The sequence below is a fragment of the Pseudomonas sp. R37(2017) genome, from assembly GCF_002113375.1.
GTDB lineage: Bacteria > Pseudomonadota > Gammaproteobacteria > Pseudomonadales > Pseudomonadaceae > Aquipseudomonas.
Map to the genome: position 1 here is coordinate 154,449 of NZ_NEHO01000008.1, position 16,698 is coordinate 171,146.

Annotated in this window: 8 protein-coding genes and 2 riboswitches; of the genes, 3 read left to right on the forward strand and 5 right to left on the reverse strand. The window is 59.1% G+C overall.

Features of this window, described 5'->3' with window-relative positions; translation table 11 throughout:
• Positions 1 to 12 precede the first annotated feature (12 nt).
• The gene (locus CAG47_RS15285; RefSeq protein WP_085725694.1) at positions 13 to 6,591 is read left to right on the forward strand and encodes an NEL-type E3 ubiquitin ligase domain-containing protein; all 6,579 of its coding nucleotides are present in this window, start codon (positions 13 to 15) and stop codon (positions 6,589 to 6,591) included.
• 58 nt (positions 6,592 to 6,649) lie between these two features.
• Here the strand turns inward: CAG47_RS15285 and metH are convergent, their stop codons facing one another.
• Positions 6,650 to 10,360 carry a methionine synthase gene (gene metH / locus CAG47_RS15290; RefSeq protein ID WP_085725695.1) on the reverse strand — a complete coding sequence of 1,237 codons (3,711 nt, stop codon included), beginning with the start codon at positions 10,358 to 10,360 and terminating at the stop codon, positions 6,650 to 6,652.
• A gap of 156 nt (positions 10,361 to 10,516) precedes the next feature.
• On the opposite strand from metH, the gene CAG47_RS15295 reads away from it, so the two are divergent.
• Positions 10,517 to 12,826 carry a fatty acid cis/trans isomerase gene (locus tag CAG47_RS15295; RefSeq protein ID WP_085725696.1) on the forward strand — a complete coding sequence of 770 codons (2,310 nt, stop codon included), beginning with the start codon at positions 10,517 to 10,519 and terminating at the stop codon, positions 12,824 to 12,826.
• Positions 12,827 to 13,026: 200 nt separating this feature from the next.
• Entirely contained in the window at positions 13,027 to 13,611 is a 585-nt protein-coding gene (gene nfuA / locus CAG47_RS15300) for a Fe-S biogenesis protein NfuA (protein ID WP_053154301.1), read from the forward strand.
• 138 nt (positions 13,612 to 13,749) lie between these two features.
• On the opposite strand, the gene cobM is transcribed toward nfuA, so the two are convergent.
• The 4 genes from cobM to CAG47_RS15320 form a co-directional block, all read right to left on the reverse strand.
• The gene (gene cobM, locus CAG47_RS15305) at positions 13,750 to 14,496 is read right to left on the reverse strand and encodes a precorrin-4 C(11)-methyltransferase (protein WP_085725697.1); all 747 of its coding nucleotides are present in this window, start codon (positions 14,494 to 14,496) and stop codon (positions 13,750 to 13,752) included.
• 85 nt (positions 14,497 to 14,581) lie between these two features.
• Entirely contained in the window at positions 14,582 to 14,995 is a 414-nt protein-coding gene (locus CAG47_RS15310; RefSeq protein WP_085725698.1) for a cobalamin biosynthesis protein, read from the reverse strand.
• On the reverse strand, positions 14,992 to 15,699 hold the full coding sequence (locus CAG47_RS15315) for a CbtA family protein (protein WP_085725699.1): 708 nt from the start codon (positions 15,697 to 15,699) through the stop codon (positions 14,992 to 14,994). Before CAG47_RS15315 ends, CAG47_RS15310 begins: the two co-directional genes overlap by 4 nt.
• Before the next feature lie 11 nt (positions 15,700 to 15,710).
• Positions 15,711 to 15,902, reverse strand: a complete 192-nt coding sequence (locus CAG47_RS15320) for a CbtB-domain containing protein (protein WP_085725700.1) — start codon at positions 15,900 to 15,902, stop codon at positions 15,711 to 15,713.
• 120 nt (positions 15,903 to 16,022) lie between these two features.
• A riboswitch (cobalamin riboswitch) is annotated at positions 16,023 to 16,249 on the reverse strand.
• A 179-nt stretch (positions 16,250 to 16,428) separates the two neighbouring features.
• Positions 16,429 to 16,647: riboswitch (cobalamin riboswitch) on the forward strand.
• The last annotated feature ends 51 nt before the right edge of the window (positions 16,648 to 16,698 follow it).

The window sequence follows — 16,698 nt, forward strand, 5'->3', positions numbered from 1 at the left end:
AGGAGAGACAACATGTCCAGTAAAGATTCGACTCCAGCAACAAGCAGCATTCACGGCGAGCTTCTTGAGCAACTCACACCCGATTGGCTGATCGATGCCACACCCGCCAGACGGGCGGCCCTGAAAGCAGCCAGCACAAGCCCGCCAGACTGGTATGAAAGTGCATCCAAAGAGCATCAGCGGATTGTGAGAGAAAGTGCCCTCGCCAGTTTCACCACCCAGACGCTTCTGGACAAAACGATGTCGGCGCTGCAGGACATCGATATCTTCGCCAAGCCATTGCTCATCAAGGCCCTGAAGGACCGGTTCAGTGTCGAGGTCGACGTTGATAAAACCCTGGTGTGCCTGCGACGGCCTCTGGAAGTGGGCGCTGTTGAAATCGAAATATCGACGTTCGAAGTCATGAAACTCTCCTTGCTACAGGCAGCGCTGCATAATTTCGAAGAGTCCGAATGCAGGAACGGCGCCTTTCATGCTCAATCCGGGTTTGTCACGCAAACATCGACACCGGGTGAGTTTCAGGCGGTCAGTGTCGACATGACGGTCACTCAATTCTTGTCACTCTGCCGCACCCTGGATATCGGGTCGCAGTATCAGACCTATGTGAAAGCATTTTTCCAGTCGGCTGATGACAGTGCTGGAATCACACTTCGTCGCCAATTCATTAACAATCAGAAGGCGATGCTCAAAGCCGCTGCCGAATTGGCACTGCTGAAAAAGGATATTCAAGCCCGGGACTACGCAATGATCCTCTCGATCGTTAACGGCGAAGTCCACCCCAGGCTGGGCGGCAAGCCAGTCTGGTTTCGCGACCTGTCTTTGATGAAGCGCAGGATGACCGGCTGCGTAGTGTTCGGCATCTGTGAAAAGTACCGCTACACCAACGAATTCATCGTCTACATCCCCCATGATCCGCAGCACCCGCTCAAACGCTACACCCCCGAGCAGATGCGTGAGGAGTTCAAACGGCAGTTCACGGCTCGGGATGAATCGTCGTCCGACGGTGCCGTACCAACGCCCCATCAGCAGTTTTTCAGCCAATTCGTGGCTTATGGGGATCGACCGTATTACTTCAGTCAGTTCACCACTAAAGCCGCGGATGCGCCTTCCGACCCATTGCGTTCGATCTGGGTAAGGGCTGTACAGTTGATTCCGCCATATTCTTCCGTCTTCAGTATCAAGGAATTACCACCTGAGCCTCAGGCCCGAAGGGAGGTCGTCGACGACCCTTACCTGAACCCGTCCGACATCAATCGAAAGGACGCTGACGGTATCTGGTCTCCCAATACCGATCTGTGGGGTTATCTCTACGAACAGCACCGCGAGAAAGTCATCAGTGATGCACGCAGCCACGCAGTCCCCACGGCAGAGGTCGATGCAAAGGTGCGCACGGAAAAGCTCAATCATCTGCTGGAAATTGGCATGTTGGGTTTGAACCTGGTGTCAATGTTCGTACCGGTGCTGGGCGAGATCATGATGACGGTGATGGCCGGCCAACTGCTCTACGAGTCCTTCGAGGGCGCGATCGAGTGGAGCGAGGGCGATCGCCATGCAGCCAAGGAGCATTTGATCGACGTCGCCGAAAACCTGGCGCTGATGGGTGTAATGGCAGGAGCAGGCAAAGGGTTGGGTAAGCTGGCAGCAGCGAAATCCGAGCCGGGAATCGAGAGACTGGAGCCAGTCAAGCGTGCCGATGGCAAGACCCGACTGTGGAAACCGGATTTGGCGACCTATGAAAGTGCCGACTCGCTGGGTCGCAACCCGGTCCCGGATGCGATGGGACTGTACAGGGTCAATCGCAAGACCTACCTGCGTCAGGATGGCAAGGTTTATGAGACTACGTTTGATGCGACGCTGAACAAATGGCGTATCCGCCATCCGACTGATACGCGGGTCTGGCAGCCGATACTCGAACACAACGGGCAGGGCGCCTGGCGCCATTCGCTGGAGCGTCCGCTTACGTGGGATCGTCTGACACTGTTGCGGCGAATGGGCCATGTCACCGATGCGTTTTCCGATGACCAATTGCTTGATATCGCCCAGGACTGTGGTGTCGACGACAACGCCTTGCGCAAAATGCACATGGACCATCTGCCGCCGCCACCGGAGCTGGCGGATGCATTGCAGCGGGTCAAAACCGATGGTGGCGGCAGCAGTCCGCTGGTTTCCAGATTGCAACGAGCCTGCCCAGGGCTTGGCGCGTCCGCCGCACGAAGGGTTCTGCTCGATGCCAATGCAGAAGAACTCACACGGCTGAAAAAGACGCGCCGGATTCCATTGAAGATGCTCGAAGAGGCTCGCTGGTATGCGCAGCAGGGGCGCCAGGCCGAAGCCTTCGCCGGCCTGCACCGGGAGAGCATGTCATCACCTGACAGCAGGTGGCTTGCCCTGCATGCACTGGAAAAATTGCCAGGCTGGTCCGGCGAAGTGCGACTGGAGGTTCGAGACGGCCACATCAATGGCCCGCTCATCGATGGAGTCGGCAATGAAAACGCCGCCAGTCGCAAGTATGTCGTCAAGCAGGGGCCTTCATATCGAGCGTTTGACGAGCGTGGCGAAGCGCTCAATAGCGTGCCCGCTGTCGGTGACAACTTTTTTGCCTCGATCATGCACGCCTTGCCCGATGAATCTCGCCAGGCTCTGGGTGTCCCCCATGTCAGTCAAAGCGCGGAGCTGAGGAAGGCTGTCATTGACTCGGCCAACGACCATCGAGCGCATTTGTCACAACTGCTGACGGAGCGAGCCGGCACTCGTCAGTCGTTCAAGCCACCGGTACGTATCTCCGAGCGCCAGGTGGGCTACTACGCGAGCGGGCGCGGGCAGGGTTTGAATCCGTCACTGGTGACACGGGTGCGGGATGTTTATCCGACACTCACTGATCAGCAAGCCAACGGTTTTATCCTGGCACAGTTGCGGGCAGGCAAAACCGATGCACAGATTTATAGCCATTTGCAGACGCGCATGCGCGAGTGGCAATCACTGGAATCGACTCTCGATCAATGGGTTGCCGACCCGATGCCGACATCCTTTGCAGGGGGCAGGGCCTTGATTGCGCAGAACCTCAAGCAATGCTGGCGCAACTCACCGTTGGCTGGGCAAAACTCGGCATTCAGTCAGCTTGATTTGGTCTGTGATGACCCGCTACCCCCCTTGTCGGCGGATTTCTCCCATGTGCGTGATCTGAAAGTTGGCGGGCGGGTTATCAATGAGGCCAATGCCGATGCGTTTTTGGCGAACTTCCCCAGGTTGAAAAGACTGCGTATCACTGGCACAGGAGATGAATTCACCCAGGTGCCTCAAGTATTGAAGGACATGCGGGAACTCACTGACCTGAGCCTCTTTTCAGTCGCTCCCTATGCGGCGGACCTTTCGTCGAGGTTGAACACGTTGACGACTCTTGAGGAACTCAGTGTTTGTACATTCGCTCATGAGCCGCTTTCTCTGGATGTATCGAGTTTGCGCAATTTGCGCCGCCTTGAGGTTTTCGCACCTTCTATGTTTGATTGGCCTGAGGGGGTTCTTGAGTTACCGCGCCTTGAGCGTCTGAACCTCAAGGGCACAGCCATCAGAACGCTACCCGCCGGTATTTACCAAGGGCATGAAATGCTCTGGTCCGGACTGTCGCTGGACTGGTCGAATATCCTGCGTCAGGACTTCAAGCCAGCGTATGAGTACGTCAAGAGTCAGCCTGAACACCTTGTTGATCTCGAGGAAATGGTCAGAGACTACAGCTTTGGAGAGTTGCGACGTCTCGGCAAAGGTATCAATGATTCATTCGAAGAGATGTTCAATCGGTTTGCCGAACAATGGCCGGGATTCGAAGCCAGATTCGAGGCTGTTGAAGCCTTGAGTGAGCAGGAGCGCGAGCTCAACGGGAAACTCAACGATTGGTCCATGGGGGCAAAGGCGCCACTCGCGGTCAATGAGATGATAACGCGTGTCAGAGCAAGTCATTCCCTGAGAGCCTGCTGGCGTAACGGTGTATTCAAACGCTATGGCGCTACTGCCGATGCCTCGGTGCTGGAGTTGTCGAATCTGCAATTGGCGGACTTTCCTGACCTGCCGGCCGGCGCATTCACCCATGTGCAAAGGTTGAACTTGAGAGGCTGCAGTGCGCCTCTAGAGCAGATACGCGGCTTTGTCAGTCGTTTTACCGAACTTCAAGCTCTGGATTTGAGCGGTAATGCTTTGAAAGAGGTACCGCTTGTGCCCGGCCAGCTTGGGCAATTGACCCATCTGGACCTCTCCGACAACCTCATAGGTGTCGAGGCTACGCAAAGTTTCGAGGGGCTGCAGTCCCTTGAATACCTGAACCTGCAAAACAACCCGTTGCACTCGTTGGATGTCAGTGGATTGACTCGCCTCCAAGCCCTTGATGCGCGGGCGACAGGTCTGCGGGAATGGCCAATTGGGGTGCAAGATCTGCCGTCGTTGTTCTGGCTGGATGTGCGTGACAGCAAAATATCCTCATGGCCCGTGCAGATGCCGGATGAAATGTTGCTCAAGACCAACCTGACGGGGGCGCCATTAACCGAGCAGACCGTTGCAACGATCAAGGTGGTCCGGCAGCGACTGGAGTTCGCCAAAGGCCTGCCGGAAGGGACTCTGGAGCGGTACGACCTGGAAGAAATACCTTCCGTGTTTCCTCCGTCCGAGAGCGACTTCTCGATGGCTCGTCATTTACTGCCCCTGCCGGAAGTTGTGACAGGGGACACACCGACGCTGCTGGCAAAACGATTGCAAAGGCTAAAGCCTGCACTCACTGAGGGGGATGCTTTGCAATGGATTGAGCAGATGCGCGCAGGTTCAGCGACGGATGCGCTGATCAGCGAACGGCTTGCCCATTGGGAACAAACCTTTGAAGCGCTCACCCGTCGATTGAATGGCTGGCTCTATACACGTGGCTCTCGCGGTGCTGGATGGATGGTTTCCTCCAGTACTCGCAGGCTGGGCGCTGAACGAATACTTGAATGTTGGCGCGAAGGCCTGAGCGGTACGCAAAGTGTCGCAGGCACCGAGTTGAATCTGAACGGTCTGCAACTGGGTGATCTGCCAGAGTTGCCCGACATGTTCAGTCATGTGGAAACCTTGAACCTGACGAGTGTAAAGCTGACCGCTCAAGGTTCCGATGGGTTCCTCAAGGCATTTACACGACTCAAGACGCTGATACTCAACGGAAACGGGCTGCAGGCAGTACCTGGGCCAGTTGAACGCATGGTTGAGCTCGAGCGCCTGGAAATGTCTTCGAACCGGGTGAGCGATGCCGAGCAGTTGTATTCCTCGTTAAGCAATCTGGAGCGCTTGCAATGGCTGGACCTGGGTTACAACGAACTGGATAGCTTTGATGTCGGTGTTTTCGAGGCTTTGCAAACCCTCGATCTGCGCAACAACAATCTGACCGAATGGCCAGACGCCGCGCTCGATGCCCTGCGCCTGAGGACGCTGAATCTTTCTGGTAACGACATAACCTCGATTCCTGCTCAGGCACTCAACGGCGACCATGATTTTCTGCTCAGCGGTACAGACCTGAGTGATAACGACAATCTTGCGCTTGAGAGTCTCGAGCGCTTGAGAACCTACCGAGAAGCAGGGCTGCTCGATGCCGTGCTGGGTTTATCGCGCGCTGATCTGGATGAGTTGATCGATGAAGCACAGGGCGAAGAGCCAGGCAGCGAGAGCAACGAGTCCGATGAGGAGCTTCCTGAAACCGAGCCTGATTCTGCACAAAGAGAGCCCTGGCTAGCCAACGCACCGCCCGAGGAAGTGGCCGGGAAAAGCGAAATCTGGAACCAACTGCTGGCAGAGCCGGGCAATGAGGCGTTTTTTCATTTGATCGCTCGTCTGCAGGATACGAGGGAGTTCAGGGTGGCCAATGCCGATCTCACTCGGCGAGTGTGGACCGTGATGGAAGCCGCAGCCAGCAACACTGAGCTTCGGGAAGTTGTATTCGCCAGTTCCGCGACCCACGGAACCTGTGTCGACGGCCGAATCCTGACGTTCAGCGGGCTGGAAAGCAAAGTCTTTACCCACAATGCCTTGCTGGAAATCCCCGCCGGGCGTCCTGGGTTAAAGGGCGAAGCACTTTTGAAATTGTCCAGGCAGTTGTTCCGGCTGGACAAGGTGGACGATCTGGCAACCAAAGCTGCCGCCCGTAGCGGCAGGGATGAGGCCGAGGTGCGCCTGGGTTATCGAATTGGCCTTACCGATGGATGGAGCGATGGCCTGAGTCTGCCAGGGCAGCCACGACACATGACCTATGCCTCGGGAGTCACGCCCGAGCAACTGGCGCAGGCGCGTATCGAGATCGTCAATGCAGAACAGTCCGATGCTTTTGTTGAAGACTTGATCCAGCGGGACTATTGGGTGAGCTACCTCAAGGAGAACTACCCCGAAGAATTCAACGCACTGGATGAGCTGGCGTTTGATGAGGGAGATGATGGCGCGGTGAGCGCAGATGACCCGGAGTTCTTGAGTCGGCTTTTCGATCATGCGGCGGCGCGCAACGCGAAGATGATTGAACTATCGCGCAAAGAAATCACGGAACTGGCTGGAGTCGAGTCGCGTGAAGAGGCGCGTAGAACAGTTGATTGAACCCTGACACAGCCCTCGACGTCGGATTGCCCGACGTCGAGGGCTTTGGAGTGTTGAATCAGTTGTCGTAGCCGAGGTTCGGCGCCAACCAGCGTTCGGTCACGCTCAGTTCCTGACCTTTACGCGAGGTGTAGCTCTGCACCTGGTCCTTGTCGATCTTGCCCACGGCAAAGTATTGCGCCTGCGGGTGGGCGAAGTACCAGCCGCTGACCGCCGCCGCCGGGAACATCGCGTAGTGCTCGGTGAGGAACACGCCACTGCGGCCTGCGCGCATTTCCTGGGCCTCCGGATCGAGCAGGGCGAACAGCTGGGCCTTCTCGGTGTGGTCCGGGCAGGCCGGGTAACCCGGTGCCGGACGGATGCCGCTGTACTGCTCCTTGATCAGCGCCTCGTTGTCGAGGGCCTCGTCCTTGGCATAACCCCAGTGTTCTTTACGCACCTGCTGGTGCAGCCACTCGGCGCAGGCCTCGGCCAGGCGGTCGGCCAGTGCCTTGACCATGATCGAGTTGTAGTCGTCGCCAGCGTCCTGGTAAGCCTTGGCCACTTCTTCGGCACCGATGCCGGCTGTGGTAATGAAGCCACCCACGTAGTCGGTCACTTCACTGTCTTTCGGCGCGACGAAGTCGGCCAGGGAGAAGTTCGGCTTGCCATCGGTCTTGATGATCTGCTGGCGCAAGTGATGCAGCCTGGCCATTGGCTTGCCGTCATCGCCATAGAGTTCGATGTCGTCGTCATGCACCTGGTTGGCCGGCCAGAAGCCGAACACCGCGCGAGCGCTGATCAGCTTTTCGTCGATCAACTTGCGCAGCATGTCCCTTGCATCGTTGTACAGCGAGGTGGCGGCTTCGCCGACCACTTCGTCCTGGAGGATGCGCGGGAACTTGCCGGCCAGGTCCCAGGAGATGAAGAACGGCGTCCAGTCGATGTATTCGGCCAGTACGTCGAGGTCGATGTTGTCCAGCACCCGCGTCCCGGTGAACGTCGGTTTGACCGGCGTGTAGGTCGCCCAGTCGAATTGCGGTTTCTTGGCGATGGCCGCGCCGTAGCTCAGGCGTTCGGTGCGGGCACTGCGGTTGGAGGTGCGCTCGCGAACGTCGATGTAGTCCTGACGGGTTTTCTCGACGAAACCGGCCTTGAGATCCTTGGACAGCAACTGCGTCGCCACGCCCACGGCGCGGGAGGCGTCGGTGACGTAGATCACTGCATCGTTGCTGTACTTCGGCTCGATCTTCACCGCCGTGTGCGCCTTGGAGGTGGTAGCGCCACCGATCATCAACGGCAGGTGGAAGTCCTGGCGCTGCATTTCACGGGCGACGTGTACCATTTCATCCAGCGACGGGGTGATCAGGCCGGACAGGCCGATGATGTCGCACTTCTCGTCCCTGGCCACCTGGAGGATTTTTTCCGCCGGCACCATCACGCCGAGGTCGACGATGTCGTAGCCGTTACAGCCCAGCACCACGCCGACGATGTTCTTGCCGATGTCGTGCACGTCGCCTTTGACCGTGGCCATCAGGATCTTGCCCTTGGCTTCCGGCTTGTCGCCTTTTTCCAGTTCGATGAACGGGATCAGGTGCGCCACGGCCTGTTTCATCACACGGGCGGATTTCACCACCTGCGGCAGGAACATTTTGCCGGCGCCGAACAGGTCGCCGACGATGTTCATCCCGGCCATCAACGGGCCTTCGATCACTTCGATCGGACGGGCGAACGACAGGCGCGATTCTTCGGTGTCTTCGACGATGTGGGTAGTGATGCCCTTGACCAGCGCGTGCTCCAGACGCTTGTTGACGTCCCAGTTGCGCCACTCTTCGGTCTCGGCTTCCTTGACGCTGCCGTCGCCTTTGTATTTGTCGGCGATGGCGAGGAGGGCGTCGGTGCCTTCCGGGGTGCGGTTGAGGATCACGTCCTCCACGGCGTCGCGCAGCTCTTGCGGGATCTGGTCGTAGATCTCCAACTGGCCGGCGTTGACGATACCCATGGTCAGCCCGGCGCGGATCGCGTACAGCAGGAACACCGAGTGGATCGCTTCACGCACCGGGTTGTTGCCACGGAACGAGAACGACACGTTGGACACGCCGCCCGACGACAACGCATACGGCAGCTCGTCGCGGATGTAGGCACAGGCATTGATGAAGTCGACGGCGTAGTTGTTGTGCTCTTCGATACCGGTGGCCACGGCGAAGATGTTCGGGTCGAAGATGATGTCTTCCGGCGGGAAGTCCACTTCGTTGACCAGAATGTCGTAGGAGCGTTTGCAGATTTCTTTCTTGCGCGCTTCGGTGTCGGCCTGGCCTGCTTCGTCGAAGGCCATCACCACCACCGCGGCGCCGTAGCGCTTGCACAGTTTGGCATGGTGAATGAACTGCTCGACGCCTTCCTTCATGCTGATCGAGTTGACGATGCCCTTGCCCTGGATGCATTTGAGGCCCGCTTCGATCACATCCCATTTCGAGGAGTCGATCATGATCGGTACGCGGGAGATGTCCGGTTCGCCGGCGATCAGATTGAGGAAGGTCACCATGGCCTTCTTCGAATCGAGCATCCCTTCGTCCATGTTGATGTCGATCACCTGGGCGCCGGCCTCGACCTGCTGCAGGGCGACTTCCAGGGCTTCGGTGTAGTTGTCCTCGCGGATCAGCCGGGCGAACTTGGCGGAACCGGTGATGTTGGTGCGCTCGCCGACGTTGACGAACAGCGAACTGCGATCGATGGTGAAGGGTTCCAGACCCGAGAGGCGGCAAGCCTTGGGGATGTCCGGAATCTCGCGCGGCGCATAACCGGCCACGGCCTTGGCGATGGCTTCGATGTGGCCCGGCGTGGTGCCGCAGCAGCCGCCGACGATGTTGAGGAAGCCGCTCTGGGCGAACTCTTCGATGACCTTGGCGGTTTGCGCGGGCAGTTCGTCGTACTCGCCGAATTCGTTCGGCAGGCCGGCATTCGGGTGCGCGGAAACGTGGGTGCTGGCCTTGTTCGACAGTTCTTCGAGGTAAGGGCGCAATTCACGGGCGCCGAGGGCGCAGTTCAGGCCGACGGAAATCGGCTTGGCGTGGGCCACGGAGTTCCAGAAGGCTTCGGTGGTCTGGCCCGACAGGGTACGGCCCGAAGCGTCGGTGATGGTGCCGGAAATCATGATCGGCAGTTCGATGCCCAGCTCTTCGAACACGCCTTGTACGGCGAAGATCGCGGCCTTGGCGTTGAGGGTGTCGAAAATGGTTTCGATCAGGATCAGGTCGGCGCCGCCTTCGATCAGGCCTTTGGTGGATTCGGTGTAGTTTTCCACCAGCTCATCGAAGGTCACGTTGCGGTAGCCGGGATTGTTCACATCCGGGGACAACGAGCAGGTGCGGCTCGTAGGGCCGAGCACGCCGGCGACGAAGCGTGGCTTGTCCGGGGTTTCCAGGGTCTTGGCGTCGGCAACCTTGCGCGCCAGGCGTGCGCCTTCTACGTTTAACTCATACGCCAGGCCTTGCATGCCATAGTCGGCCAGGGAGATCCGGGTAGCGTTGAAGGTGTTGGTTTCCAGAATGTCGGCGCCGGCGTCGAGGTAGGCTTTTTCAATGCCGCCAATCACGTCCGGGCGAGTCAGTACCAGCAAATCGTTGTTGCCTTTGACATCGCTCGGCCAGTCAGCAAAGCGTTTGCCACGGTAATCCTGCTCTTCGAGCTTGTAGCTCTGGATCATCGTGCCCATGCCACCATCGAGAATCAGGATGCGCTCTTTGAGGGCGTGCTTGAGAGCTTGAAGGCGTACGCTGCGATCGGACATTTGGACTACTCGGTAAGACCATGACGAAGGGCCCGGATGATAGCAAACTTGTGCGCTTTTAGAGCATGACTCGAATTTGCATGAATATCGTTCATGTTGGCAGAGGTGCCAGACCGGTAGAATCGCGGCGTTTTTTCAGGAATCAGGACCAGGGACATGTCGTATCGCTTCGTCATTGGCACATTGCTGTTGGTTTCAAGCTGGGGCGCAGTGGCGCAAAGTCCGGTGATGTCCTCTACCATTTCACCCGCTATTTCCTACAGCCGCGACATCCAGCCGATCTTCACTGAGAAGTGCGTGGCCTGCCATGCCTGCAACGACGCCGCCTGTCAGCTCAATCTGGGCAGTGGCGAGGGCGCGGCGCGTGGCGCGACGAAAGTCCCGGTCTATGACGGTGACCGCACCAAAGCAGTGGCGCCGACGCGGCTGTTTCTGGACGCCTCCGGCAAAACCGCCTGGCAGCAGAAGGGTTTCTATTCGGTACTCGATGCCCAGGGTAGCCAGGCTGCATTGATGGCGCGGATGCTGGAACTGGGCCATAACACCCCGTTGCAGCCCAATGCCAAATTGCCCGAAGACATTGTCCTGGGGTTGAACCGGGAAAACATGTGCGCCATGCCCACGGAGTTTGGTGGCTATGCCGCTGCGCATCCGAAGGAGGGCATGCCGCTGGCGGTGACCGGCCTGACCGACCAGCAATACCAGACGCTGCAACGCTGGCTGGCGGCGGGGGCGCCTATCGATCAACAGGTCCTGGCCCCCAGTGCAGACGAATCCCGTCAGGTGGTCCTGTGGGAAAACCTGCTCAATTCGCCGGGCGCCCGGGAAAGCCTGGTGGGGCGCTGGCTGTACGAGCACTGGTTCCTTGCCCATCTGTACTTCAAGGATGGCCAGCCAGGGCATTTCTTCCAGTGGGTGCGTTCACGCACGCCGACGGGCCAGCCGATTGACCTGATCAACACTCGTCGACCGAACGATGATCCGGGCACGCAGTTCTACTATCGCCTGTGGCCGGTGCAGGGCGTGATCGTACACAAGACCCACATCACTTATGCGCTGAGCGCGGCGAAGCTGGCTCGGGTCAAGTCGCTGTTCTACAGCGGCAACTGGCAAGCCAATGCGTTGCCCGGCTACGGGCCGCAAAGCCGGGCCAACCCGTTTGCCACCTTCGAAGCGATTCCGGCCCAGGCGCGTTATCAGTTCATGCTCGATAACGCCGAGTACTTTGTGCGCACGTTTATCCGCGGCCCGGTGTGCCGCGGGCAGATCGCCACGGATGTCATTCGCGACAACTTCTGGGCGCTGTTCCAGGCACCTGAGCACGACCTCTACATCACCGACCCGAACTATCGCGGGCAGGCCACGCCATTGCTGGCGATGCCGGGACAGAACGATGATGTCGGCAGCGTCCTCAGCCTGTGGCACGACTACCGCGACAAACGCAACGAGTACGAAGCCTTGCGCCGCGACAGTTACGCCGACCAGCCGGCGCCGAGCTGGTCGACCCTGTGGGCCGGCAATGACAATGCGCTGCTGAGTGTCTTCCGCCATTTCGACAGCGCTTCGGTGACCAAGGGGCTGATCGGCGAAGTTCCGCAAACGATGTGGTTGTTTGACTATCCGCTGCTGGAACGCACCTACTACCAACTGGCAGTGAACTTCGATGTGTTCGGCAACGTGTCCCACCAAGCCCAGACGCGCCTGTATTTCGACCTGATCCGCAACGGTGCCGAGCAGAACTTCCTGCGTCTGATGCCCGCCGACTCCCGGGATGACTATCTCGACGACTGGTATCAGAACAGTGGCAAATTCAAGATGTGGCTGGACTACGAGACCATCGACGATGACAAACCGACTGCGCTGAAGCTTGATCCGCGGGATCCCAAGCGCGACTTCGCCACGCAATTGCTGGCCCGTTATGGCGATCTCAATGCCAGGCCCGACCCGATCAACCGCTGCGACGGCGCCTACTGCTCACGGCCGAACATCGATCCGGACCTGCAAAATGCCGAGCAGGTGTTGAGCCGCCTGACTTCGCGTCCGGCGGCGGGGCTTAAAGTCATCGATCAACTGCCGGAAGCCACCATGCTGCGTATCGAAACCGGCAGCGGCAAGCGTGAGATCTACAGCCTGCTGCGCAACCGTGCCCACAGCAACGTCGCATTCCTGCTCGGTGAATCGCTGCGTTACCAGCCGGGGCTCGACACCCTGACGATTTTTCCGGGCGTGCTCAGCAGCTATCCGAACTTCATGTTCAACATCCCGGCCGGACAAGTGCCGGCGTTTGTCGATGCAATGGAAAGCGCCAAGGATACCGACAGCTTCGAGAAGATCGTCGAACGTTGGGGTATACGCCGCAGTCATCCGCAATTCTGGGCGTATTTCCATGACCTGAGCCGCTACATCCACGAAACCGATCCGGTGGAAGAGGGCGTGCTGGACATGAACCGCTTCGAGAACCTCTGAATAATCGCCGATTCCCTGTAGGAGCGAGCATGCTCGCGAAGACGTCGTGTCAGGCAGCCTTGATGGCGACTGACCCACCGCTTTCGCGAGCAAGCCCGCTCCCACAAGGCGGATATCGGAATCTTTCCCGACAAAAATACTAGGACTTTGTCCCGCGCGTCGATTGGCGTAAACTGCGCCCAAGCCTGCGAGGAGTTTCCATGACCGCTATTACCATCACTGACGCCGCCCACGATTATCTGGCTGATCTGCTCTCCAAGCAGAACACCCCGGGCATCGGCATCCGCATCTTCATCACCCAGCCTGGCACCCAGTACGCCGAAACCTGCATTGCCTACTGCAAGCCTGGTGAAGAAAAACCCGAGGACACCGCGCTGGGGCTGAAAAGCTTCACTGCTTACATCGATTCGTTCAGCGAAGCTTTCCTGGATGACGCGGTCGTCGACTACGCCACCGATCGCATGGGCGGCCAACTGACCATCAAGGCGCCAAACGCCAAGGTACCGATGGTCAACGCCGACAGCCCGATCAACGAGCGCATCAACTATTACCTGCAAACCGAGATCAACCCGGGGCTGGCCAGCCACGGCGGTCAGGTCAGCCTGATCGACGTAGTCGATGACGGCATCGCCGTTCTGCAGTTCGGCGGTGGTTGCCAGGGCTGCGGCCAGGCCGACGTGACGCTGAAGGAAGGCATCGAGCGCACCTTGCTCGAGCGTATTCCCGAGCTCAAGGGCGTTCGCGACGTGACCGACCACACGCAGAAAGAAAACGCCTACTACTAAGGCGTTCGCTGCGGCATAAAAAACGGCGCCCCGTGAGCGCCGTTTTTTTATGGGCTGAATTCGTTGACGCCTTCGCGAGCAGGCTCGCCCACAGACGACCGTATTCCAATGTGGGAGCGAGCCTGCTCGCGAAGGGCCTTATGGGCGATAGAGATGCGCATGCCCCGCGCGATACAGCGATGACTCGCTGAAGTGGTCACTGCCCAGTACCCGACCGACCAGAATCAATGCCGTACGACGAAAGCCCTTGGCTTGAACCTTTCCGGCAATGTCCTCAAGCGTTCCCACCACCCAATCCTGATCCGGCCAGCTTGCGCGGTGAACCACCGCAATCGGGCAATCGGCACCGTAATGCGGCAGCAGTTCCTCAACGATCTTCGGCAGGTGATTGACCCCCAGATGAATCGCCATGGTCGCGCCATGCTGTGCCAGGCTGGCGAATTCCTCTCCGGGAGGCATGGCGGTCTTGTCGGCGTAGCGCGTCAGGATCACGCTCTGTGAAACGTCCGGCAGCGTCAGTTCCGCGCCCAAAAGCGCTGCGCAAGCGGCTGTGGCCGTCACGCCAGGTACGATTTCGAAGGCAATGCCCAGCTCACGCAGACAGCGAATCTGCTCGCCAATGGCGCCATACAGGCTCGGATCGCCGGAGTGTACCCGGGCAACATCCTGGCCTTTGGCGTGGGCGGTCTTGATCAGCTCGATGATCTGCTCCAGATGCAGTTCAGCGCTGTTGACCACCTGTTCGGCGCAATGACCTTCCAGTACAGCGGCTGGTACCAGAGAACCGGCGTAAATGATCACCGGACAGCTGCGAATCAGGCGCTGGCCCTTGACGGTAATCAACTCGGGGTCGCCGGGACCTGCACCAATGAAGTAGACGGTCATCGTCGGTTCCTGTGGGGGAAAAAGGGGCTGAACAAGGCTTCAGATGAAGAATGTTCATGATCGAGAGCGGGGATTATCGGGGTTTTTATGCCGCGCCGGCCAATGCCAGTGTTGCCTGGGCATATTTTTGTCGTGGGATCAGCAGTTTTGCCGGGGCTTGGGCCAGTTGTTCGGCCAGGGCCAGTGCGGCGCTTTCCGCCACGCCGTAGCAACCGGTGCGTTCAAACGCTATTTGCGATTGATGACTGAGCCGAGGCTCATAGATGGCCAGTTGCTCACTACTGAAATACTTCAGTTCAAGGCCAAGTTGCTGTGCCAGTTCGATCAACGCAGGTTCGTCGCGCTTCGAATCGATGCTGGCCAGCGCCTTGATTTCATGACGGGCAATCCGGTGTGCCTCCAGCGCCTGGTCGAGCAGCGCCAGCAACGTGCTGACGGGGCAGCCCCGCTGGCAGCCCAGGCCGACCACCAGGGTCGGCGCTGTGCTGACGTCAGTCATGCGTGGTATTGACCATCGCTTTTGCGACGGAACAACCAGGCGCTGATCAGGCCCAGGGCCAGCCAGAACGCCACGTTGGTCAGCTGCGAAGCGATTTTGAACCGGGCCTCCAGCGCCTCCGGAGCGAGCATCGAATGCACTTCCGGTTGCGGTGCGCCAATCACATGGGGAACGGCGATGATCGCCGCGCCGAGGACTTTCATCAGCCAGTGACGACTGAACGCGATCAGGGCGATACCGACGGCGGTGGAGGCGGCGGTACCGATCCACCACAGTTGCCGTTGTGCCAGATCGGCTGCGGCAGTCCCTGGCAATTCAGGTGGCAGGCCGAGGGTCGGGGCGAGCACGAACGTCGCATAGCCGGCCAGGCCCCAGAGCAGGCCTTGAGAGGTTTTGGTCGGTGCACGCAAGGTGTACAGGCCGGCCAGCATCAGGGCGAAACCGACGGCCACCACCAGGTTGCCGCCGGTGGTCGACAGCACGCGCTGCCAGCCGTCCTCCGGTTCCCAGGCCTCGGCGTCGTGAGTGTGGGCAGCCATGGCGCCGTCGGCGTGCTCATGCATTTCAACAGCGGCCGGTTCGGCTTTTTCGTAGGTTTCGGCCTGCAGAATCAGGGGGGAAACCCAGAAACTTTGCAGCAGGGTCAGCAGCAGGGCGGACAGCAGGCCGGTGAAGCCTGCGGTTTGCGCGATACGCTTGATCATCTGGGCAGGTCTCAATGGCACGGGAATGCGGCGCTGTGACGGGTATCGTGGGCGGCATTGTGTACCGCTTCGATGTGCGAGAAACCGGCGAAATACACAAGGCAGGCGCCCAGAATCGACGCGCAGACGGCGGCGGTCAGGCGTTGGGCCAGGGTAGAGGAGGTGCTGGTTGTGGTGTGGCCGGTGCTGCTGATGATCGACATGGCATTTCCCTCTGGTCAGTCAGCGGGGAATAAGAGCGCATGTAAAAACCTGCACGAGCAGGCGCGCAGCGTTTCGAACAGCGCCCGCCCACCGCGGGTTTGTTGTTTCAGTGATCGTATGGGTCACTTTGCGTTGCGGGCCGGTCTCCGGGCTCACGAGGGGCACAGGTGTATACCTGATCCTGAAAGCATCACCTTCCCATGCCGCAATGGCACAGTGGATCTGATGCTTCGCTCGCTTACCGTTGCGGGGGCAGCACCGGACTGACATGGCTTTAGAGTAAAGCACATGATTCACCGGTTTCCCGTTTCACCCTGTGAAGGGCACCCGTAACAAGATGCGTAGGAGAGCATGGGCGGGGGTTGGGCGTCAATTGGCAAGGGTTCTCAACTGAAGACCGAGGTGACTTCTTTCGCGAGCAGGCTCGCTCCCACAGGGGGATTACATTCCAATGTGGGAGCGAGCCTGCTCGCGAAGGGATCACCGCCGCTTTCAAGCGAACATTGACCCGCCCCACTAGCATGCGTAGCCTTGCGCTTTCGAGGTTCTTCGACGATTGGTTTGTCGAAGCTAAGAAGGGAACGCGGTCAATGCCGCGGCTGCCCCCGCAACTGTGAACGGTGATGTTCGTTGCCACGCCACTGCTGACTCAAACCATGAGACCGGCGGGAAGGCGCAGCGAATGCCAGGCCCGAGGCCGGCACGCCGTCAGCCAGGAGACCTGCCTCGTCACAGATTCTCACTTTCAACCGGGCGGGGTGATCCGGTGGCGAACTCTTCAGGCACGCGCGCCCG

Excerpts from the sequence above, each read along its gene's own strand:
- metH (WP_085725695.1), bottom strand. The coding sequence starts at position 10,360 with ATGTCCGATCGCAGCGTACGCCTTCAAGCTCTCAAGCACGCCCTCAAA.
- CAG47_RS15310 (WP_085725698.1), bottom strand. The coding sequence starts at position 14,995 with ATGACTGACGTCAGCACAGCGCCGACCCTGGTGGTCGGCCTGGGCTGC.
- CAG47_RS15315 (WP_085725699.1), bottom strand. The coding sequence starts at position 15,699 with ATGATCAAGCGTATCGCGCAAACCGCAGGCTTCACCGGCCTGCTGTCC.
- CAG47_RS15320 (WP_085725700.1), bottom strand. The coding sequence starts at position 15,902 with ATGTCGATCATCAGCAGCACCGGCCACACCACAACCAGCACCTCCTCT.
- cobM (WP_085725697.1), bottom strand. The coding sequence starts at position 14,496 with ATGACCGTCTACTTCATTGGTGCAGGTCCCGGCGACCCCGAGTTGATT.
- CAG47_RS15295 (WP_085725696.1), top strand. The coding sequence starts at position 10,517 with ATGTCGTATCGCTTCGTCATTGGCACATTGCTGTTGGTTTCAAGCTGG.
- CAG47_RS15285 (WP_085725694.1), top strand. The coding sequence starts at position 13 with ATGTCCAGTAAAGATTCGACTCCAGCAACAAGCAGCATTCACGGCGAG.
- nfuA (WP_053154301.1), top strand. The coding sequence starts at position 13,027 with ATGACCGCTATTACCATCACTGACGCCGCCCACGATTATCTGGCTGAT.